The sequence below is a fragment of the Coleofasciculus sp. F4-SAH-05 genome (genome assembly GCF_040222985.1).
Classification (GTDB): Bacteria; Cyanobacteriota; Cyanobacteriia; order Cyanobacteriales; family Coleofasciculaceae; genus Coleofasciculus; species Coleofasciculus chthonoplastes.
Genome location: NZ_JAVKBY010000116.1, coordinates 1 through 20,722, shown reverse-complemented (window position 1 = coordinate 20,722; position 20,722 = coordinate 1). Strand labels below are relative to the sequence as shown.

Sequence of the window (20,722 nt, the reverse complement as noted above, 5' to 3'; positions counted from 1 at the left end):
CAAATTGCCGGGTGTTTTAGCAAATGACTAATCAAAAATTGGCTGCCGATGTCCAGGATTTCAGAGCGTGGAGAAACCATCTCTATCAAGCTCTTGGTTCGCGCCGCTGTTCAGTCATGGAGTTACTCGATTCTCTTTCATCTAACTTACAAGCTTCTTCAGTCGCTGAACTATCATTGAATCCTTTGTTCCGCCGAGATTATAACAGTTTGTATAAAGGTATTCAAGATTTTTTGCCGACTCCAAGTCATCCCGACTATCCCAAAGCTATTGATGACTTATTTTCGGTAATTTCGGCTACAGTTCCTGACCCCGTTCAGCAGCATTTCTACCTATTTGGAGTAGATGCAACTCCCTGTCCCAGACCTTATTCAGCCACTTTGTCTGACAAAAGCTACATCTATCAACCCAATGCTATTAAAGGAAATAAACCTGTGAACATTGGTCACTCTTACTCGGTAGTTGCTGCCTTGCCAGAAGCTAGTGAAGCCTTCAATGTCTCTTGGACAATTCCCTTGTCTGCACAACGAGTTTCTGCCGATAAAAAAGATGTTGATGTCGCTAAAACTCAATTGACAAAAATCCTGAATTATGAATCAGCTCCCTGGAAACATAAGTTATCCGTTCTCGTAGCTGATAGTCTCTATAGTCAACGAGCTTTTCTCAATCAACAAGTCAATGAAGATAATTTGGTTTCCATCATTCGAGTCAAAAGCAATCGAGTATTCTACCGAAAATTTATCCTCTCAGATTCTCCTAAAAAATCATCGGGTCATCCTCGTTGGTATGGAGACAGATTTGATCTCAAAGATGAGACAAGTTGGGGCGAACCCGATGAAGTCATTCAATCAACCTTGACAACTAAAAGAGGACGGAGCCTGAATCTCAAAATTTCCGGTTGGAATCAACTGTTAATGAAAGGAACTAAAAATTATAAGATGCACAAACATCCTTTTCGATTACTTCAAGTTGTGGTGAGTGATGACACGGGGAAATCTGTCTGGAAACCGATGTGGCTGATAGTAATTGGTTCTCGCCGTCATGAGTTGAGCCTTCAAGACTGTCATCAAGCTTACGGACAACGTTATGATTTAGAACATTTTTTTCGTTTTGGTAAACAAAAATTGTTAATGACTACCTATTTTACTCAGTCGAGTTCATCATGAGGAAAATTGGTTCCAACTGATCTTGTTAGCTTATCTCAATTTGTGGAAAGCCAGGAAATTAGCTACTGTTTTACCCCGTCCTTGGGAGAGTTATTTGACTCAAACTGAATCGCTCAAAGTTACACCCAGCTTAGTTCAACGGGACTTCTATCGAATTATTTCGTCTTTGGGTACTCCGGCTCAATCCCCCAAACGTCGAGGTTATTCTCCCGGACGGATTAAAGGTGAAAAAAAAGAGCCGAGAACCCGCCATAAAGTTATAAAAAAACAGCCATTTTGTCAAAATCAAAAGAGCCAAGTCTTCTAAGCTTTACTCTGTAACCCTCACTCCGTCGGTATTTCTGAGCTTTTCTTCGAGCTGAGATAGAGGAGCCATTTTTTCTTTTTTTATTTGCGTAATATTTCCGCAAAATATATTGATTTTGTCCAAAGTCCAATCTCTTCAAAACTGGTAACTTATGTAAACCCGCCCTGTTTCTGGAGTTGTTCATTAGTGCCAGCGGGTTGCCCCTACCTGACCCCAGGTGTTTTGGCTCATCCCTAACGGGTGCGATCGCGTCCGGGGGAGACTCCTATCTGACCAAATTTCATCCTTGCTCGTTTCCCCTTGCCAATACTACGGGCAAATCCATTAATTTTCTTGAGGAACCCGCATCTTTTGTTAACCCGGATTCAATGGTAACTTGGTGGGTTACGGCGGATTTATTATTGAACGGTTCATTGCCTATATTTAATACCGCCTAACCCACCCTACGGGTCTGGGGAAATATGTATCTTTTTGTAAACCGAACACAACAGTTGCAATTGCCCAATTTTGGCTAAAGCGATTAGGTGACTAGCATTAGAAACCACAATCATTGTTCAGTTGTATTTAATAGGGTTTCTAAGAGATTTACCTCGGCAACTAAATTCTCTGGAGTCTGATTAAAATAAGGGACTTTGTATCGGCTCAAAAGCTGAATAAAATCCCATTTAGAGACCCCCAATAATTCTCCACCTTTACCAGAAGAAATCCTGCCTTCTCGAAATAACTCAATTGCAATCAATTCTCTGATACGCTTTTCTAAGCCAGTTTCCGAGACATCAAGTACCCCAAGTAAATCACGGGGTAAATTTAAACGAACCGTTAATTATTCCATGTTTAAATCTTGATTATTTGCGATCAAATTTTAATCGACGGTGGCAACATAAATCTACACTACCAATTTCTACACCTAATCGCCACAGATTGTAACAGCTAACTGGGATTACTGGAGCGATGTTCTAGACAATTCCTCTACAAATGCCTGATGCTCTGGGCAACCGATTCCCTCCTGTAGCACAGTCAGAACTCGCGACATATCTCCCCGCAACAGTGCCTGCACATCCAACCGTAACCCTGGCAAAAACGGACTACTCAACACCCCTAACGAATCCGGTTGCTGCTGTCGATACTCTCCCTGATCCAAAACATACCAGCGAAACTCCCTATCCTGCACCAACCACACCAGATACTCCCGTACCCCATTGCGCCGATAAGCCTGTAACTTATCATGAAGATCATAAGACACGCTACTGGCAGCAATTTCAACAATTAGCTCTGGCGCTCCTTCCACATAATCATCCTCACTAATCCGCGATCGCCCCCCACTCTCTTCATCTAGCCGCAGCAGCGCATCGGGTTGCGGTTCGTTGTCTAAATCCAGGCGTACCGTCGCATTATCCGCTAATTCAACACCCGGTGTCCCAGCCACATAAACCCCTAACCAGGTCATCACTTGGCTATGGGGTTTACCGTGTCGGTTATAGCGTAGAGGCGATGCCACGTAAACCACTCCTTCAATTAACTCGGCTTTCTTGATATCAGGTATCAGAGAATAGCGTCGCTCAAACTCAGCACGAGTCAAGCGATCGCCATTCTCTAAAGCGGGAATCAGTTGTTGGGCAAGACTACCATAATTCACGATCGCACCTCCAGTAAGCGTCACATCTTCAGGATATCTTTGTCACACAATCAATCCTCTGCTCCATCCATTAGAAGAGAGGGTAGGCGACCCAACCGTCTGTAGGGGCGGGTTTTACCGATAACATGCTCTTCAAAACTAATAACTTATGTAAACCCGCTCTGTTTCTGGAGTTGTTCATTAGTGCCAGCGCCCCGCCCCTACCTGACCCCAGGTGTTTTGGCTCATCCCTAACGGGTGCGATCGCGTTTGGGGGAGACTCCTATCTAACCAAAGTACATTTTCATCCTTGTTCGTTCACCCCTTGCCAATACTACGGGCAAATCCATTAATTTTCTTGAGGAACCTGAATCTTTTTTTAACCCGGAATCAATGATAACTTGGTGGGTTACGGCGGATTTATTATTGAACGGTTCATTGCCTATATTTAATACCGCCTAACCCACCCTACGGGTCACGCTTGATTGGGGTCTATAGGACGGCACATTTTCCCATGATATAAAATTACCTAAAATCTCCATAAAAGTCAATCCCTAATTCTATTTTTTTAGCCGCGATTACCATTTGTTACCCAAATAAAATCAGTAAGAGCTTGCTCAATCTGCTCCGATTCGGCTCCAAATTTCGCCAATAATTATCGGTAAACGGTAGGGGGAATAAATACTTCTGCAGCCAGCTCTAAGCCTGACGCCCCACACCCGCACGCTTATTTTTCGGAGAGGGAAGCCCCACTAACGCGGCGTCTGACAGATCAGTGTAGGTCTGAATTAGCTCAATTTAGGTATTTTAAGTAGCCAATCGGAGTTTCCATTTACACGCTCTGTTCTAATTTCCATTTTCTCCTCCCCATTATCACAGTAGTTACGAAAACTAACGACAATCCGGCAGAAAATTTTGAGCCAAAATCTCTTCTATCTCAAAAGGACAGGATAAGGGAAATGCCGTCTCAGGAAGACCCGTTTCTCGACAGGCATCTCGCACAGCTTTCGGATACACCCTTGCTAATCCCTGCTCCAACTCGCCTCTTAAACTCGGACTATCTAGCAATAGGGCTTCAATTTCATCACGCTGATGATCAATCGTCACTAGCCAACTTTTGCTTTGTTTGTCGGGTTGATATTGCCACTTGAGCAGGTGCATGACTAAAACCTGTAAGCGGCTGCGAAGTTGACGGAGGTCACGCTTGCCCATACTTTCTAGCTCTTCAGCAATATGCTCCACATCAATTTCGGACAAACAGCCTCGCCGCAGTAATTCTACATTTTTACGAATCCAAGCATAGAAGTCCAGATCGTATTCAGCCTCTAGATTCATCGTTCTCATGCTCCAATCAATATAAATCTATTTTCTAGCCGTCGTCTAATCGGCACAATTCAAATTATCGATCAGGCTGTATAAAATACTATTTTAGCTGGTATAAATCCGGCTGGGTATTTGATTTTCCTCTGGAATCAATGATAACTTGGTGGGTTACGGCGGATTTATTATTGAACGGTTCATTTCCTAAATTTAATACCGCCTAACCCACCCTACGGGTCACGGTTGATTGGGGTCTATAGGACGGTACATTTTCCCATGATATAGATAGAATAATGGCTCTCATCCTTGTAGTGCGAGCATCTTGCTCGCTACCCATTCCCAATTTAAATACGTGACAGCTTACACTAGGTCATCCTCTTCTTGACAATTATCGCCATCCACTCTCTTGCAACAGGGTAGCCGCCCAAACAGCGTCATTTGCCTTGAGAGGGGGTACAGGTTCACTCCCATAATCCACAGCTAAGTCAAAACTGGCTCTGTCATAGACTTGGGTGAATAACTCCTGTAAATCCACAATGGGTTCCACATCGGTTGACGTCAAAGGTAGTGGAAAAACTGGAATTTTCTCACGAACCCCAAACCGATACAACTGAGCTAGGGGTCGTTTGTCGCTACGACTGATTAAAATATTGTAATCACTGCGTGGTCTTTCTCCCAAAATTAGCATTGGCTTTCCCCCCCTCAACAAATCAATTTCGACTAAATGGGTAAAACTGCCTAAAACCTCTAGGCGTTTGCGAGAATAAGCCTGACGCCCCACACCCGCACGCTTATTTTTCGGGGACAGGATTTCTATGGCTGTCACCACCGCCCCGGTTCCAATTTCTCGAATTTCTAAATAACTCTCCCTGACTTCTTCCGGCATCGGTATTTTAACCGTTACAGGTTCATTTTGAGTTAACACAGTCGCCGTTGATGAAGTCGTTGATGAGTTCTGATTTGGGGTTGAACGTCTAGACACAACAGCCACATCAGGAAGTCCGACTAACGCGGCGTCTGACAGATCAGTATAGGTTCGTTTTTCGACAGCGACTCGGTATTTAGGGCGCAGTTGTGGACCCAAAAAATCGGCTAGGTTCACGATTAACCGACTATGAACCTCCGCCCATAATTCGGAATGTTCTAAATAAGGGTCCATGCCCGGAAAGGGAGAAGGCATCTGAATGACCTCAACGTAGGTATTTTAAGCAGCCAATCGGAACTTCCATTTACACACTCTGTTCTAATTTCAATTTATATCATCCTTCATCACCCAAATGGAAAGTTATCTCTTCCAATCCCCGTCCTCACGAAGTAGGGCTAGGTTGATGAACCTTCTGTCTCCATCTGAGAATTCGGCCAAAAGTCTTCGCACATCACCTGCTCGAAGGAAAACGGACAAACATCAGGAAACTGTTCATCGGGTAAATCCGTTTCCGCGATCGCCAAATCCCTGGCTTCAAGCCAACTTTCCTCCATCGCTTCATCTAAGCGGGATTTCAACCCTGGATTACGCCGTAGCAGCTTGGCAATCGCCGTTCTTTGCACCCGAATCGTCGCTCGCCAACTGTTCGTTTGTTTCCAATATTGAACTTGCCACTTCAACAAGTGAGCGATCAACTGAATCAATCGAGATTCTAGTTGATCGTAGTGACGATTCCCCAAGTCTTCTAACTCCTCAACCAGATGACCCAAATCCAACTGCTCAAACCTACCCTGACGGAGTAAATTCGCTTGATTGAATGCCCAACTATAAAAATCCCGTTCATAAAGGGCTTCTCCTGCCATTTTATCCTCCCTATTATCACAGTAGTTAAGAAAACTCACCCCCTCTCCCCTGGTGGGAGAGGGGCTGGGGGAGAGGGGGTTTCAGCTTAAGTTGACACCACCATTTTAGCTATGCCAGTCCAGTAGAACTCCATATCCCTACCCCATCAACAATGGCACCAGAGTTGCTGATTTTCCATGTTAAGTCTAGAAAGATTTGATTGATATCAGCCATTGAATTCACTCTCATGACGCTACAGCTCGACGCTGTATGCTAATGGTAATCATGCTCGCTCGGTGTAGGAGAACTATGGAATTGACGCAAAATACAGAACTGAGAACGATTGAGGATGAAGATGAAATTTCCTTACTCGATATTATTCAGTTTTTCCGCCGCAACTGGCGGTTTATGGCATGGGGAACCCTGGGACTATCAGCCGTCGCGATCGCGCTCTCCCTGTTGATGCCCAAACAATACCAGAAACAGCTCACCCTGTCAGTCACCCCGGTTCCCATCTCGGTGTCTGGTATCCCTGGCGTTGATATCCAGCAAGCCAGTAACCAAACCGTGAAACTGTTGGAGAATCATTACGACAAAATCGATGAAACTGAGGTTAAACCCACCTATAACACTGAAACCCAGCAAATCGACATCACCGTGCGATCGCCTGATACGGGTTTCTTAGCTGAAGCTGGCTCCCAAGTCTCTACCCTGCTCCAGCAGGAGTTTCAAGATACATTAGGTAAAGCGATCGCCAATAGTCTCTTCAGCACCGAGCTGGAAATCACCAAACAGCAACAAGTTCTCGAACAGCTCGAACAACAAATTGCTCAAGTTCGTGACTCCAATATCATCGATCCCGAACGGATTAGAACGACTCTCAGGCTGGAGGCGCTAGAGACACAACGGGCAGCTGTTCTGGCTCGCATTGCCAGCCTAGAATTTGATAAACAGTATCTGGAACCCGCCCAGAAGAATCTAGCGGAGTTTACCTCTCAAATTATTTCTATCCAACTCTTAAGCGAATCCAAAGTTGAACCGACACGCTCCCTAGTACAAATCGCAGTACTGGCTGCGATCGCTAGTTTCATGGTTGCCATCCTGGCTGCGATTATCCGCGATCAAGCCAGACGCCTCAAGGATGAGTTATCCCAGAAAAAGTAGCTCCGCTTAGGGAACTAAAGTTCCCACTACGAACCTTTTGTGCAACTGATAGGCTTGTCTGTGGGGAACAAAAGTGATCCTAGCCAGGACGTTAAAGCCAATGTATCATACCTTGTTGCAGCCAGTATTGCCTTAGAGGTGCCGTTCATGCCCCAAAAAAGGCTCTTTCCTTCCGCATATCGATTGGGACAACTCGGACTCGATGGATTTGTAGCTTGGTCAGCTTGTAGCCTTGCTTTTTGGTTCCGCTTTGATGGTCAGATTCCCGCTTCTCACCAAACTCTGGCTGGGATGGTGCCCCTATTGGCGATTCCAGGGCGTCTGCTGTTGCACGCCATGTTTGGTCTGTACAAGCAAGTCTGGCGTTTATTTGGACTGAAAGATGCCACCACCCTTTGCCAGTCGATCACCCTCTATTCCTTACTGCTTCTAGTCATCACTCGCTTACTGATTCCCCGCTTTACCTCCTTTTCGGGAATTCCCTTGGGTGTGGCGGTGATTGACTGGAGTTTTTGTGTGATGGGGATGATCGCCCTACGCTACGCCCGTCGTCGATTGGTTCGGTATCACCCACGCGATCGCACAGCTTCACCCAAAGATCCCCAGCGGGTACTATTAGTCGGTGCGGGGCGGGCAGGATCACAAATTGTCCAGGAAGTCAACCAAAATCGCCAGCTTAACTTAGAAATTCTCGGCTTTCTGGATGATGATCCCACGAAGATAGGACGTAAAGTGGAGGGTATACAGGTTCTCGGTACGACATCCCAGCTTGTACCCATTGCCAAACGCCTCAACGCCGATGAAGTGCTAATTTCTATGCCCTCGGCTAAGGCATCCCAAATCCGTAAATTGGTGGATCTCGCCCAGGGTAGCGCCCTGAAACTGAAAGTGTTACCGGGACAAGCCGAACTGTTGTGCGATCGCTCCCTGACTCCCCAAGCTAGACCCATCCAAATCCAGGATATCCTGGGACGCCCGGAGATTAAACTGGACTTTGCCGATGAATTTAATCAGCAATTTCCCTCCGCGCGATCGCAAGTCTATCAGCGCACGGTTCTAGTTACGGGTGCAGGCGGTACGATTGGTTCAGAAATCTGTCGCCAGCTTGCCCGTCTCGAACCCCACCACCTCCTATTACTGGGACGCGGGGAAAATAGCATTTTCAACATTGAGCAAGAATTGCGCCGCGATTTCCCCAACCTGAAGGCGACACCAATTATTGCCGATATCCGCCATCAGCGTCGTATCCAGAACATCTTCCAAACCTGGCAACCGGAAATTGTCTTCCATGCGGCGGCTCATAAACACGTTCCCTTGATGCAGCATAACCCCACTGAAGCCCTAGAGAACAATGCTTTAGCGTCGGCTCACCTAGCACAACTGGCGGAACAACAGGGTGTAGACACGTTTGTCCTCATTTCTACCGACAAAGCCGTTGATCCCTGTAACTTTATGGGTTTAAGTAAGCGGTTAGCCGAACTCCTGGTTAAAGCGTGCGCCGCCAAAAGCCAAACCCGCTTTCTTGTGGTGCGCTTTGGCAACGTTTTAGGGAGTCGTGGTAGTGTGATCCCAATTTTCCAGGCACAAATTGCCAGAGGGGGTCCTGTTACCGTCACTGATGCCAATATGACTCGTTATTTCATGACCACTCCTGAAGCCTCTCAGCTTGTGATTCAAAGCCTTGCGGTGGGAGAATCCGGTCAAACCTTAATCCTGGATATGGGTCAACCTGTAAAAATCTTAGACTTGGCACGACAAATGATCCAGTTAGCGGGTTTCATGCCAGAACTGGACATCCCAATTAAGATTACCGGATTGCGTCCTGGAGAGAAACTGCATGAATCCTTAGTGAATTCTCATGAAAAAGTGGCGCAGACCGATCATCCTAAAATTTTGGAAGTGTCCAGTCCATTGCCATCAATTGAAGCTTTCCTAACCGTTATTAAAACCCTCTCAGAGACAAAAAATAATAACTTGCCTGCTGATCAGTTATGGTTACTGTCACAAGATTTTGTCTCGATTCTAGAATCATCCAAAAAATTAATAATTCAGAAGAAATAGAAAAATATAAATAAATGGAAATATTCCGTCTGTGAAGCCATCTGCCGTCTGCCTTTTTGTGCTAGGAACAATCGGCGTCACCAACGAATACGCTCAAATCCCGATCATCTTGGGAAAACCCTTGTAACTTGGGATTGAAGACTGAGTGAGCTTGAATCTGTACCAAATACCAGAGGGTTTGTTGTGTACTATTGAACTGAAAAGGCTGTTCCTCATCCGGCGCCTCTAACTGCGCTTCAACAGTTGCCAGGGGTTGAGGTAAGTTCTGTAAAACTTTGGCTGAAAACTCACTCATGTCTGTCAAACTGTAGACAGATATCTGGAAAGATAGAGGCTGAGCCTGAGAATAGTCAGGTCTAGGAGCTTGAACCGTAAAGTCTAAGCGATCGCGCCGTTCACAACTCTTGGCGAGAAATGTACAATTTTTATCACACCACCGTCCAGCCCGCCCTGAATTTGTTTCCCAATCATACATATTTCTCGACCACCCTATACCCAGATTAGATTGTACAGGGGGATAAAAGACTTGGGTACTGATCCAACGAGTGCCATCAGGTTGAGCCGTTGAGAAGGATAGTTTATGTTTCCTAGGTAAATACCGATTCCCATTTGCGAGGGGCAATCCGAGTTCAGCCTTATCATTCACCGTAATCCGGAATTGATTGTCAGACTCCATAAAATCTACGCTTATGGGTTTCTCGACGGGATAAGTGGTAAAAACTGAATAGGTTTTTCCCTCTGGCGTGGCGAAAGCTGCCAGCTTGACAGAGGGGGCTAACCAACGCATTAGACTTGAACTAGGCTGTGTCAAATTAGCTTCAAATGGAAATCCGCCAAAGCTAAAGATCAACGTACAAAAGAAAATTAAAAACAGGCAAATCCCTGCTAACCCGGAAAAAGTCCCTCTAAAAATAAAACCTGTTTGACTCACCAACCCTTCTTTTTGCCACCAGAATTGATCCAGTCTTTCACGCCACTGATGTTGAGGCTTTTTGGCTAATCTACTCCCTACCTCACCATCAAAGTTAGGTTTAATAATACCGACATAATTTGGGTTTGTAGTCTGCACTTTAGTGCCACCAGCGCTTAAACGCTCATGACAAACATTTAATTCAGAGTGGTGAATCACTGGTAAGTAGTTTGATTGGGAGTAATCGGAGCAAAACGGTAAACCAGCTAGAGTTCCCCAGAAAAGAGCGTGCAGGTAAAAAACTGGGCGGATATAGTAAATTTCTTGTACCAGTGACGGGATAATAAAAGAACTCAGTGCCAAAAGGAACAGTAATTTGCCTCTAGGCAGCAAACAGGAATTTTGCCAGACTGTTACAGCAATCAGACTCAAAATACCCAGAACAAGTAAGCTGTGTAGTAACCCAAGTTCTACCAGCATTTGCATTAATAAGTTGTGAGCCGTATCCAACACATACGTCATGTTGTGTTTTGACCCATAGTCTGAAATCACTTGGAACCAACTCGCGTATCCATGTCCCCAAATCGGTGCTTCTTTGAATATCTCCCACCCCGCTTTCCAGATGTCCAGTCTTGCTGTATCCAAAGATAAAGGATTGGCTCTCCAGTTATAGCCAATGGACTGAGCAATGTCCTGTAAACCCTCCTGATGGTTAAAAAGAGAGTAAAGAACATTGCCTAAAACCGCCAACAAGATTCCCCCAAGTGCCAAGATAGAAAGGCTTCTGCGTTTCAAACCACAAGCTAAACAATAAAAGAGGCAGATGGTCACATAAACCATACAGAGCAACAGTCCGCCCCGTTGCTGCGTAGCCAGAACGCCTAGAACCAATAAAGCAGAGATTCCCGCCCCAATCAGCCGACTTGCCCAAGTCGATGCTGCAATCGTTGCCCATAAAGTAATGGCAAGTCCGGATGCTAAATAGGGCCACACCCAACCGGGATTGCCAAAAATTTGAGTTAGCCGTTCAAACCCATAAGCATTATGCAGTAAGCTCTTGGGCAACGCCTGTTCAATTCCCCACCCAATACACCAAAACCCAACCCCCGTAACCACCACAGGACCAAAAACTACAGCCCCGAAGAGTAACTGCCAACCCCGACGCACAATCCGGGCAATCAGAAACGCTAGGGTTCCTATCATTGCTGCTGTCAACAGCATAAAAAATGTCCGTAACCCATAGTGCTGAGTGATACTCGCCTGCAATAGGCACTCCAGTTTAGTGGCTATACCTGGAACAATTCGACAGGGTATCCAAGATTGATTGGGTGTGTGAAAGATAGACCAAACTGCCCGTAATCCCATCACACCCACTACACTTAGCCACACGAAACTCAAGACAACGCTCTCACCCCGTCGAAATGACCAATCGCGTCGCTGGAGTGTTTTGCCAAAACTCAAGCTACCCGAAAGAATACCACTCAACAGCGCTATTCCCACCAGCTCAGGTATCGCGGGGAGAGTATGGTCGGGATTGATGGGAACAAGCAAATGGAATACGATAACGATTCCTAATATCAATCCCATGCTAAGCGGCTGCCATCGTAATCTAGGCTGACTCACTTGATATACCGTGTATTCGTTAAGACAGTGCTAGTTTAGTTTATCCTACCCTAAGAGAACCTCTGAAACCGGATGTTTTGTTCACTTCGGCAACTTATCTCGCCTTGTCGGAACCTGATATTACCCAGAAAGGTCAATCGGTGAAGCAGTCGCGTGTAGCAACTGTGATTTATTTGGTAGTGTTTTAGTGTGGTGTGTGAATTGAACAGCGACGCGATTAGCGTGAGCTGATGTCCTCTAGAGGTTACTAAAACCGTACTGGTGTGATGAGTGAGATTGCGATTTCATTGACAAATGTCTCCAAATGCTATAAATGCTATAACCGTCCCCTAGATAGACTCAAAGAAATAGTACTGCCAGGAAAAAGCCGCGCCCAAGAGTTTTGGGCATTGCGCGACATTAACCTGGAAGTCGCCCAAGGTGACACTCTGGGCATTGTGGGGCAGAATGGTTCGGGGAAAAGTACCCTGTTGCAGATCATAGCCGGAACGTTGACACCAACAACAGGTGAGGTTTGGCTGAATGGTCGAGTTTCCGCCTTGCTGGAACTTGGAAGTGGGTTCAACCCAGAGTTTACCGGACGGCAAAATGTCTTTTTTAATGGTCAAATTCTCGGATTGAGTCGGGAAGAGATAGCCGTGAAGTTTGATAACATTGCAGCTTTTGCTGATATCGGCGATTTTCTCGACCAACCGGTCAAAACCTATTCTAGTGGCATGGTAGTCCGCCTCGCCTTTGCTGTGGTAGCGAATATCGATCCCAGTATTCTAATCATAGACGAAGCCTTAGCCGTCGGTGATGCTCGGTTCCAAGCTCGTTGCATGAAACGAATTCGTCAGCTTAAAGACCAAGGAGTGACTATCCTTTTTGTTTCCCACGATTCAGCTAGCGTTAAAATGCTTTGCACTCGTGCTGTCCTGATGAATTATGGCTCAATCATTGATGTGGGTCAACCCAAACCAGTTATTGATCATTATACGGCGCTATTGAGTTCCGACAACCCCCGTAGCAATCAAGAGATTCTTTCGACTAGGGAACGGCTAGAGTTCAATCATTGCCAACCTGAAACTCAATCCAACCCAACTATACCTGGATTACAGGAACACAGACATGGAAACCGACTCGCTGTCATTCATGAGGTCAAAATTACCAATATCTATAACCGCCAAGTAGAGACGATAGAAACGGGTTCTCAGTTTAACATTAAAGTCAAGTTAGCCGTTAATGCCAAGCTCTCTGATCTCATTGTCGGCATTTCTATTCGGAATTTAATGGGGTTGGTTATGTATGGTACGAATACTCAGTTATTAAATTGTCAATTACCCTGCCTTGACATTGGACAAGACTTGACCGTAGAATTTCAACTCCCGTGTAATTTGCATAAGGGAATTTATACGGTAACTGTCGGAGTGCATTCTCAAGAAGGATTGAGTTATGACTGGATTGATGATTTAGTTGTGTTTGAAGTGATTAATGGAAATCATTGTGAAGGCGTTGTCGATTTGCAAGCTGATGTCCAGGTAAAAGCTGATGCAGTTTTTTGTCTGGCTCAATAAGTTAATGAAATTACCCGAATGAACTCTCAATTATTCCTAAATCGTGAGTAATCTGTTCGGCATGTAGATTGAGATAACTCAATCCCCAGGAAGGCAAAAAGCAACAGGAGATACACAATATTAAGTGCGTTTTAGCTTATGATTGAAGCAAACAACCCAGAAATTAATGTTGATGAGTTAATGGAAAAAGTGCGGGAAGAAGTAGCCAAACGTCAAACTAAACTGTTCAGTAAAGAAAACGTAAATCGGCAACCTAGCATTGGCATTAATCCTCTTCTTGCTCACCAGATACAAGCCTTTCTCAATAACGCCGAATCTAAGTCTCAAGTTCGCACAGAGTTTCCCGAAAAGCTGAATTGTTTTCCGTTTACACTCAGTAGACGATTACAGAAGTTCGTTTTAAGACTGTATGCCTTTCTGTTCAAGGAACAACGCGCTGTCAATTTCTCTTTAATTCAAGCGCTAAGAGAATCTTTTACACTAAATCAGCAGTTGAGTGAGCAAATTGCGGCTCTTCAAGCTCAACTTCAGTTGATTGATGAGCGTTATATCAAAAATCACATCGACATCAAAAATGATTTGGCTCAACAGCAGCAACTTATTAATTGTATTTTAGATAAGGGTAAACAGGGTAAATACCGATTGTCTGAACTATTGAAGTCAGAACAACTGCAAAGTTTTATCAATGAAGAGAAAAGGTTAGTTGATTCGTTTTATGTTGCCCTAGAAGACAAATTTAGGGGTAGTCGAGAGGAAATTCTTGAGCGATTAAAGGTTTACTTGCCACGAATTGAACAAGCTAAAATTGGCACCCAAAACTTGCCTATTCTCGATCTAGGCTGTGGGCGGGGGGAATGGTTAGAGTTGTTGCGAGATACAGGATATGTGGCACGCGGGTTAGATATTAATCAGGTGATGCTATATCAGTGTAAGACTAAAGGTCTAAACGTTATTGAAGCTGATGCATTGACTTATCTGAAATCTCAACCCGATGCGAGCCTGGGTGCGGTGACAGGATTTCACTTGATTGAACATTTACCTTTTCCTGTTTTAATAAACTTGATTGAGGAAAATGTTAGAGTCCTCCAGTCAGGAGGGTTAGTAATTTTTGAAACTCCAAATCCTCAGAATGCCTTAGTGGGAACGCATAATTTTTACATTGATCCGAGCCACCTCAAACCCTTGCCTAGTGCATTGGTAAAATTTATGCTAGAACACAGTGGATTCGAGCAAGTGGATATTATCAATCTCCATCCTTATGACGAATCGTTTAAACTGAGTGGTTCTCCAGTGGCAGAACGCTTTAATGAGTATTTTTATGGTGCACAAGATTATGCAGTGATTGGGTATAAACCATGAAACCCCTCGCTATAGTAACACCTTGGTTTGGTAAAAATCTAACAGGAGGAGCCGAGCAACAAGCTTGGCAAGTGGCTACCCGTTTGGCGAGTCGGGGGCATAAAATTGAAGTGCTAACCACCTGCTGTCGTTCCTTTCATGATGACTGGGCGGTGAACCACTTTAAAGCTGGAGTCAGTCGGGAGGCGGGGTTACTCATTCGGCGGTTTCCAGTGACTCGTCGCGATCGCGTAGCGTTTGATCAGGTTAATCGGGTTATGCTAAGTTTACCCCCTTGCCAACTTAAACCAGGGGTTAATCCGGTTAAATCTGGGGAATCGGCTATTTTCTCCTCGGAAAATATTAATTCCCCCAAATTGCTGAATTATTTGTCCAAAAAATCCCAAAGCTATCAAGCGTTTCTATTTATTCCTTATCTTTATGGCATCATCTTAAACGGATTGCCCCTTGTATCCAGCAATGCTTTTTTGCAGCCCTGTTTACATGATGAAGTTTATGCTTGTTTGCCGGAAATTGAAAATATTTTTCATCAGGCAAAGGGTTTATTATTCAATAGCGACGGTGAAGCTCAACTGGCGATACGATTATATAGTGCCGGGATTATTCCCAAAAGTTTAGTCGTTGGGGAAGGCATAGAAGTTAATCAAAATCAGCCTAAAAATGTTGTAACCGATAGGGGTTCAATGGAGCCTGCGACACTTGTAGAGACGTTCCGGTGGAACGTCTTCCGGTGGAACGTCTGGAAGCAAGAAACTAGGGGGGATAAAGAGAAGAAAATAGCAGGTATAAACGGAACCAACTATCAACAGTCTAATCCTATCGGCAAATTCCCTCTCCCTCAAGAACGCTTCATTCTTTATTTGGGGCGTCGTGATCCTACAAAGAATACCAATTTTTTAGTGACGTCTTATCTAAAATTCAAGCAGAATTATTTAGATTCGACATTAAAATTAGTCCTGGCTGGTTCGGGTAATCAATCATTTGATCACTCAGAACAGGGTATCATTGATTTAGGTTTAGTGGATGAGCAGCAAAAAGCAGCATTACTTACCAACTGTATCGCTCTATTTCAACCCAGCCGTAACGAAAGCTTCTCTCGTGTGATGATGGAAGCCTGGTTTTACGGGAAGCCTGTGGCGGCTAATCGAGACTGTTTAGCAACGGCGATGGCAGTGGAATCTAGTCAAGGGGGTTGGTTAGCCGGCAGTGAGGTAGAATGGGCAGAATTATTTGCTCAAATTAACCAGATGGGAGCAGAGGAACTGGTAACCTATGGGAGGAGGGGTCAAGCCTATGCCAAAGAACATGCCGTATGGGATAAGGTTATTCAAAGGTATGAAGTCGCCCTAGGATTATCTCACCCGGTTAAAGTCTGTCATTCTGAACGTAGCGATAGCGGAGTGAAGAATCTCACCAGATGTTTCCCTACATGGAGCTTGTTCTCGAAGGTTGTGAAGGGTTGGGCGAACCATGACAAAAGCTCGGTTACCTGCAGCGAAATCTATACACCCGTCAAACAGCATCTACAGCCAACCAGACGCGGAAAGCTAAAGGAAATCCATCAACTCCTTCCCAATCTAGCTTATGGTGATGCTATCTCGAATCAAGCACTAGCCATTCGAGATTATCTGCGTCGCTGCGGTTATCAATCCGATATTTTTGTCCGCTATATTGATGAGCGAGTTGCCCATGAAGCCAAACTATTTAACCCAAATGACATTAGTGAGCAAGCTGGGATCATCTACCACCACTCGATTGGATCAGAACTCACCGACTATGCGATCGCGCATCCTGGCTCTAAGTGCTTAATTTATCATAATATCACACCGGCAGAATTTTTTCGCCCCTATAGACCTGACTTTGCTCAGCTGCTGGAAAAGGGACGTGCTGAACTCAAGCAATTGGCTCAATCTTTTCCTTTATCCGTAGGCGATTCTGCCTATAATGCAGCGGAACTCGCAGCAGTTGGGTTTCATCAACCCGGAGTTTTACCCATCGCCGTAAACCCAAGCAAGTGGGATATGCCCGCAGATGCTACGTTGATGGAGCAATTGCAGGATGGCAAATCAAATTTACTCTTTGTGGGTCGTATCAGCCCAAACAAATGCCAGATTCATCTAGTAGAATCATTCTACCATTACCTGACGATGGATCAAGATGCGAGGCTAATTCTGGCTGGATGGGGAGATGTGAATGATCCGTATTGCTGTCATCTTCTGGATAGAATACAAGCACTCGGTTTAAAGGATTATGTTTTAGTTTCAGGACTGGTTAGCTCGGATCAATTGCTAGCCTTTTACCGAACAGCACATCTATTTTGGTCGATGAGTGAACATGAAGGGTTTGGTGTTCCATTAGTGGAAGCACTATGGTTTGATGTTCCGGTTTTGGCAAATAAGAGTAGTGCTGTCCCGGAAACATTGGGCGAAGCGGGAATTCTGTTTACCAATAAAGATGATTTGGTTCAGGTTGCTGCTTTAGCCAAGTTAATGGTCAAAGATTGGAGATTGCGAAAGACTATAATCAAAGCTCAACAGAAAAGACGAGATAGTTTTCTCCCAAATGAAGTGAATCAAAAGATACTTAATCTATGTGTTGAATTAGAAAATCAATAAATCTTTATCAATGAACCAAATTATTAGAGCGGCAAAAAAAATTAAACATAAACTTCAAAACTCATCAAATAGAACAGGAAACACTGTCTTTCCTTTGAACCCCGAATTACCTCTGCCTGAAGGAGTGAGTGAGACGGAACTCCGGGATTATTTAAAGTCGGTTTTAGTCGCTGATGCTCCTCCTCAAGAAATGGCGAATTACTGCAACCAAGACTTTAGACGATTTGTGTATACCTACGGATTAGTCCGGGATTTATCGGGTAAGTGCTTAGAATTAGGTGCTAACCCCTATTTCACCACTCTGCTGCTCAAAACATTTACTCAACTCGAATTAGTTTTAGCCAACTATTTTGGTTCTCATATTAAAGAGGACATTGTCCAAGAAGTAGGCTACACAGATTTTTACACAAGCAAACATTGTTCCCTAAAACTTGAATCGTTCCATTTCAACATAGAAACTGAAAAATTCCCATTTAAAGATGGTGAATTTGATGTCGTTCTATTTTGTGAAATTATCGAACACTTACTCATAGATCCGGTCGCCGTTATCCAGGAAATCAAACGAGTATTAAAGCCAAATGGTGTGCTAATATTGACAACTCCCAATGTCAGCCGTTTAGAAAACGTTAGTAAAATGATTGCTGGGGCTAATATTTACGACCCCTATTCGGGTTATGGTTATTATGGCAGACACAATCGAGAATATAATAAGCACGAGTTGAATTTGTTACTGGATTATATGGGTTTTACAATGGACTCGATGTTGACGGCGGATGTTCATAAAAACAATGCCAATCATTACTGTTCAGTCGCTCAATTAAAACCTTTTTTGAAGCATCGAGAACTGGATTTAGGTCAATATATTTTTGTGCGAGCAATAAACCAGCAAAAAGCCAGGACGAAAAAGCCTGCTTTTTTATACCGGAGTTATCCTGACGATCAGCTAGAGTAATGCCTAAAGTCGCCTTTGTTGTTCAACGCTGCGGATTAGAGGTTAATGGGGGAGCAGAATCCCTTTGCCTTAAAATTGCCCAAAGGATGTCTAAGTATTGGGATTTAGAAATCCTGACAACTTGTGCTTTGGACTATATGACGTGGCAGAATTACTATTCGCCAGGAATTTCAGACGTATTGGGTGTCAAAGTGCGGCGGTTTCCGGTAGCAAAACCCAGAGATATTGCCAGTTTCAATCGGTTATCTGATAAAATTTACTCTCGGCTCAAAACCGTCTCGCTAAAGGAGCAGGAAGCTTGGATGCAAGCTCAAGGACCTTGGTCACCTGACCTGATCAACTATGTCAAAGCGTGTCAAGATGAGTATGATGCGTTTATCTTTTTCACGTATTTATATGCGACGACTTATTTTATCTTACCCTGGGTGGCTCAAAAAGCGTATTTAGCGCCTTTAGCTCATAATGAGTGGACGCTATATCTGAGTATGTGGGATGGGTTATTTGAGAAACCGCGTGGGTTTATCTTTAATACGCCGGAAGAACGGGATTTGCTCCAAGCCCGCTTTCCTCATGCTAACTGTGAAGGAGCAATTGTGGGAGTGGCGGTAGAACCCCCCGATGTTTATAGTACAGCAGCGTTTCGGCACAACTATAAGATTGACGAGCCATTTTTGTTGTATATTGGCAGAATCGATCCGTCTAAGGGATGCGAGGAGCTATTTCGCTATTTTATCGAGTTGCGATCGCAGGAGACAAAACCCAGAAAGTTAGTCTTACTGGGAAAGCCCACTATGCCGATTCCTCAGCATCCAGATATCCTCGCTTTGGGGTTTGTGGATGAGCAAACTAAGTGGAATGCGATCGCGGCTTGTGATACTTTAGTTATGTCATCGCCTTATGAAAGTCTTTCCCTGGTTTTGTTAGAAGCTTGGGCTTTGGGTAAACCTGTTTTAGTTAATGGGCAATGTGATGTTTTAGTGGGACAGTGTAGGCGGGCGCAAGGGGGACTTTGGTATAAGAATAAGGATGAATTTATCGTGGCTGTAGGCATGATCCAAAACTCCGTCAGCTCTCAGTTGGGATTACAAGGGCAACGCTTTGTCAAAAGCCATTATGTTTGGTCTAAGATAGATTGTGATTATTTAAGTATAATTCCTCAAGATGACTGCTATAACTAAAATTAATAAGCTGTACCGAACCAAAGTTAAACCATTTGCTTCATTCATTATTGCATTGATTGTATTGATTGTATATTTTTACTATTCTTTTGCAAGTCATAGAACTCCCACAGGTGATGAGCCTCATTATGTCTTAGCGACTATCAGTCTAATCAAAGACCATGATCTCAATCTCCTTAATAATTATATCGAGCAAGATTATCTGGATTTTGGTCAATATGCTACTTTAGACATGCATGTGCGAGAATATCAAAAAGGTATCTTATTTCCTGTACACAGCTATTGGTTTAGTTTATTGCTCCTCCCATTCTATCTAATTGCTGGACTGCCCGGTATATACTTTTTTCTGGCTTCGCTTTTAGCGGTTAGCATATATCTAATCAACAAAATAATGTGTTTTCTATTAGCCCCAGACAAACAGTACTTGGCTTACGGAAGTTCTTTAGCCTTTGCCTTTATTGTACCTTTTGCCAGTTCTTCAATTACCATCTATCCCTCCGTACCGGGTACAGTATTAGTTTTACTGAGTTTATATTTTTATTGTAAGTTCTTGAGAACAGACAAAAGCGCTTATTTAGGGTATTCGCTATTAACCATAGCTACGCTGGAATTTTTGCATCACACTTATTTAATTATTTCAGTCGCCTGGGTTATTTATCTAGTTTTAAATCATTACAATAGACTCAGTAAGCGTGATTTTTTTGCCGTTGCACTTGTCTACCTCCTATGGATAGTGACTCCCTATTTGTTTGGGGGAGATATATTCGTGGGTTCACAAAAGGGCAACTTTATTAATCCCCAAACATTCTTTAATCAATTTTCTTATCATATGTTTAATTTGGAAGTGGGACTAATTTCCAATTCCCCTGTATATTCATTAATCTTCGCTATCCCAATTATTTTAATAGTTTTACGTAAAAAAGTAAACGTATTATCTATGCAAGCTTTGCAGATAGCCTATGTTTCTGTATTATGCTTTTACTCCTTTATACAGCGCTTCGCGCTGCTATGAGGTACAGTAACAACAATGAGCAAACCAATTTCTTAAATGTTTAGGATTGATTAAATCAAGAGCTACAGCCAAAATTTTATCAATCATAGAACTGGTAGTAGGAGTAAAGCCCAGCA

13 protein-coding genes and 2 pseudogenes are annotated in these 20,722 nt (G+C 43.9%); 9 read left to right on the top strand and 6 right to left on the bottom strand.

The window, feature by feature from the left end:
• Nucleotides 1–23 precede the first annotated feature (23 nt).
• Nucleotides 24–1,473: pseudogene (locus RIG27_RS14085) on the top strand (NF041680 family putative transposase).
• 547 nt (nt 1,474–2,020) lie between these two features.
• Here RIG27_RS14085 and RIG27_RS14080 read toward each other — a convergent pair.
• The 5 genes and pseudogenes from RIG27_RS14080 to RIG27_RS14060 form a co-directional block, all read right to left on the bottom strand.
• Nucleotides 2,021–2,266, bottom strand: a pseudogene (locus RIG27_RS14080) (UPF0175 family protein); the annotation flags it as partial.
• A gap of 147 nt (nt 2,267–2,413) precedes the next feature.
• A complete protein-coding gene (locus tag RIG27_RS14075) occupies nt 2,414–3,109 on the bottom strand; it encodes a Uma2 family endonuclease (RefSeq protein ID WP_446346117.1) in 696 nt (231 codons plus the stop codon).
• 870 nt (nt 3,110–3,979) lie between these two features.
• Nucleotides 3,980–4,423 carry a DUF29 domain-containing protein gene (locus RIG27_RS14070; protein ID WP_446346115.1) on the bottom strand — a complete coding sequence of 148 codons (444 nt, stop codon included), beginning with the start codon at nt 4,421–4,423 and terminating at the stop codon, nt 3,980–3,982.
• A 373-nt stretch (nt 4,424–4,796) separates the two neighbouring features.
• On the bottom strand, nt 4,797–5,588 hold the full coding sequence (locus RIG27_RS14065; protein WP_446346064.1) for a DUF4058 family protein: 792 nt from the start codon (nt 5,586–5,588) through the stop codon (nt 4,797–4,799).
• 140 nt (nt 5,589–5,728) lie between these two features.
• Nucleotides 5,729–6,196, bottom strand: a complete 468-nt coding sequence (locus RIG27_RS14060; RefSeq protein WP_446345013.1) for a DUF29 domain-containing protein — start codon at nt 6,194–6,196, stop codon at nt 5,729–5,731.
• A 289-nt stretch (nt 6,197–6,485) separates the two neighbouring features.
• Between RIG27_RS14060 and RIG27_RS14055 the strand changes: the two genes are divergently transcribed.
• Complete coding sequence (locus RIG27_RS14055; RefSeq protein WP_446346062.1) at nt 6,486–7,340, top strand: hypothetical protein; 855 nt, start codon at nt 6,486–6,488, stop codon at nt 7,338–7,340.
• A gap of 39 nt (nt 7,341–7,379) precedes the next feature.
• Nucleotides 7,380–9,401, top strand: coding sequence for a polysaccharide biosynthesis protein (locus RIG27_RS14050; RefSeq protein ID WP_446346060.1), 2,022 nt, complete (start codon nt 7,380–7,382; stop codon nt 9,399–9,401).
• 61 nt (nt 9,402–9,462) lie between these two features.
• Here the strand turns inward: RIG27_RS14050 and RIG27_RS14045 are convergent, their stop codons facing one another.
• Nucleotides 9,463–11,934: an O-antigen ligase family protein gene (locus RIG27_RS14045; protein ID WP_446346058.1), complete on the bottom strand. Its 2,472-nt coding sequence runs from the start codon at nt 11,932–11,934 to the stop codon at nt 9,463–9,465.
• Nucleotides 11,935–12,200: 266 nt separating this feature from the next.
• On the opposite strand from RIG27_RS14045, the gene RIG27_RS14040 reads away from it, so the two are divergent.
• From RIG27_RS14040 to RIG27_RS14015, 6 genes are all read left to right on the top strand, one after another.
• Nucleotides 12,201–13,490 (top strand): ABC transporter ATP-binding protein, encoded by a 1,290-nt coding sequence (locus RIG27_RS14040; RefSeq protein ID WP_446346055.1) that lies wholly within the window; start codon nt 12,201–12,203, stop codon nt 13,488–13,490.
• A gap of 138 nt (nt 13,491–13,628) precedes the next feature.
• Complete coding sequence (locus tag RIG27_RS14035; RefSeq protein WP_446346053.1) at nt 13,629–14,849, top strand: class I SAM-dependent methyltransferase; 1,221 nt, start codon at nt 13,629–13,631, stop codon at nt 14,847–14,849.
• Nucleotides 14,846–17,464, top strand: a complete 2,619-nt coding sequence (locus RIG27_RS14030; protein WP_446346051.1) for a glycosyltransferase — start codon at nt 14,846–14,848, stop codon at nt 17,462–17,464. The genes RIG27_RS14035 and RIG27_RS14030 overlap by 4 nt, the downstream gene beginning before the upstream one ends.
• 10 nt (nt 17,465–17,474) lie before the next feature.
• Nucleotides 17,475–18,416, top strand: a complete 942-nt coding sequence (locus RIG27_RS14025; RefSeq protein ID WP_446346049.1) for a class I SAM-dependent methyltransferase — start codon at nt 17,475–17,477, stop codon at nt 18,414–18,416.
• A complete protein-coding gene (locus tag RIG27_RS14020) occupies nt 18,416–19,594 on the top strand; it encodes a glycosyltransferase family 4 protein (protein ID WP_446346047.1) in 1,179 nt (392 codons plus the stop codon). The genes RIG27_RS14025 and RIG27_RS14020 overlap by 1 nt, the downstream gene beginning before the upstream one ends.
• On the top strand, nt 19,578–20,606 hold the full coding sequence (locus RIG27_RS14015; RefSeq protein ID WP_446346045.1) for a hypothetical protein: 1,029 nt from the start codon (nt 19,578–19,580) through the stop codon (nt 20,604–20,606). Before RIG27_RS14020 ends, RIG27_RS14015 begins: the two co-directional genes overlap by 17 nt.
• Nucleotides 20,607–20,722: the final 116 nt, after the last annotated feature.

What these genes read in the sequence shown, in the direction of transcription:
- RIG27_RS14025 (WP_446346049.1), top strand. Translation starts at nt 17,475, where the DNA reads ATGAACCAAATTATTAGAGCGGCAAAAAAAATTAAACATAAACTTCAA.
- RIG27_RS14065 (WP_446346064.1), bottom strand. Translation starts at nt 5,588, where the DNA reads ATGCCTTCTCCCTTTCCGGGCATGGACCCTTATTTAGAACATTCCGAA.
- RIG27_RS14070 (WP_446346115.1), bottom strand. Translation starts at nt 4,423, where the DNA reads ATGAATCTAGAGGCTGAATACGATCTGGACTTCTATGCTTGGATTCGT.
- RIG27_RS14030 (WP_446346051.1), top strand. Translation starts at nt 14,846, where the DNA reads ATGAAACCCCTCGCTATAGTAACACCTTGGTTTGGTAAAAATCTAACA.
- RIG27_RS14055 (WP_446346062.1), top strand. Translation starts at nt 6,486, where the DNA reads ATGGAATTGACGCAAAATACAGAACTGAGAACGATTGAGGATGAAGAT.
- RIG27_RS14015 (WP_446346045.1), top strand. Translation starts at nt 19,578, where the DNA reads ATGACTGCTATAACTAAAATTAATAAGCTGTACCGAACCAAAGTTAAA.
- RIG27_RS14035 (WP_446346053.1), top strand. Translation starts at nt 13,629, where the DNA reads ATGATTGAAGCAAACAACCCAGAAATTAATGTTGATGAGTTAATGGAA.
- RIG27_RS14060 (WP_446345013.1), bottom strand. Translation starts at nt 6,196, where the DNA reads ATGGCAGGAGAAGCCCTTTATGAACGGGATTTTTATAGTTGGGCATTC.
- RIG27_RS14020 (WP_446346047.1), top strand. Translation starts at nt 18,416, where the DNA reads ATGCCTAAAGTCGCCTTTGTTGTTCAACGCTGCGGATTAGAGGTTAAT.
- RIG27_RS14040 (WP_446346055.1), top strand. Translation starts at nt 12,201, where the DNA reads ATGAGTGAGATTGCGATTTCATTGACAAATGTCTCCAAATGCTATAAA.